This is a genomic window from Bradyrhizobium sp. UFLA05-153, from assembly GCF_054185185.1.
In genome coordinates, this window is the sequence record NZ_JBBIAM010000349.1 from 1 (window position 1) to 654 (window position 654).

Genomic DNA, 654 nt, shown 5'->3' on the forward strand with positions numbered 1-654 from the left:
TGCAGGTGCGCGATCTGCTCCAGCTCGCTGCAGAGGTGATTGCGTTGCCCCCGCGCCAGCGGCTCGCCGCCCGGATTGCGCGCCTCGCGCAGGCAGAGGAGCAAGCCGGAAAATACGTGCTATCACTCAGCCAGGAGGCGCTCGCCGAAATGGTGGGCCTAACTCGGAAGACCGTAAACGGCTACTTGGCCGAATTCGAACGCGAGGGTTTGATCAGGCGCACTTACGGATCAGCCGTTCTGCTCGATCCGCAGGGTCTAAGGCGCATTGCCGAAAGCTAAAACCACAATCATCCTGGTTCATTTTTCGGATTGCGCCGAACAGCCGCCCTCACCGTGAGGTCGCGCTTTGCCCCCAGCTTGACGACCGGTCTTGTCGTTACGCCTATGCAATTCCGGCAAGCGGCACGGCGAATAGCGCTGCCCCGCATTTGGGCAGACCTGCCGACGCCGCATAGACTGCAATATTGTCTTCGAGGAGGTTTGAGCTGTGCGCCGCAGTTGCTCTTCAATGTGATGCAGGTACCGCGCAATCGTAGGGAGAGCCAAGATGGAATCCGACAGCGCGAATGGTCTCGAGCTCTATTGGACTGCGGATCCAGCAGAGCCCGCAATCGGCAGAGCCCATTCTTCGGCGGAATCCTGGTCTTGCCGG

The 654-nt window shown here is 60.2% G+C and carries 1 protein-coding gene; it reads left to right on the top strand.

The features are described 5' to 3' along the window. On the top strand, window positions 1-281 hold a 281-nt coding region (locus Q2941_RS51820), incomplete at its 5' end, for a Crp/Fnr family transcriptional regulator (protein ID WP_458197573.1). Between the last annotated feature and the right edge of the window lie 373 nt (window positions 282-654).